The following is a 432-nucleotide window of genomic DNA, read 5'->3' as shown; positions in this document are numbered from 1 at the left end:
GTCCCCGACGACCATGGTGTTCTGGTCGTAGTCGTACTTGCTCGACGGTTGATTCGCCGCTGTGCGCGCCAGGAACTGAGTGGTTCCAGTGGCGGAGTCGAACTGAGTGATCCTGCCGTAGACCACGACCTTGCGGCCCGTCGCCGCGTCGGGGTTCTTCGCGATGAGCGCGAAGTCGCGATCCGTCAACTGCTCGTACGACGCGGGGTCCTTCTTGGCGGCCTCGATGGCCTGCAGTCGGGTCGCTTCCGCGGCGGCGGCCTCCTGTCGGGCCTTTGCTGCCGTCGCTTCGGCCTGCTTTCTGGCTTCGGCCTGCTGCGGCGTCTCGGTCGGCTGCGCCGAGGTGGTGGTGGACGGGGTGGCCTTCGCCTCGGTGTCTGAGGTGGCGCAACCGGTCAGGCTGACGGCCACGGCTACAGCGGCGGCCACGGC

The 432-nt window shown here is 68.3% G+C and carries 1 protein-coding gene; it reads right to left on the bottom strand.

All coding sequences use genetic code 11. The features are described 5' to 3' along the window. On the bottom strand, nt 1–411 hold a 411-nt coding region (locus AC1DYG_RS19885), incomplete at its 3' end, for a hypothetical protein (protein WP_477641570.1). Nucleotides 412–432: the final 21 nt, after the last annotated feature.

It is taken from the genome of Pedococcus sp. P1_H8 (genome assembly GCF_056405175.1).
Note: the sequence above shows the minus strand (reverse complement) of the source record. Positions and strands in the feature narration are given on the sequence as shown.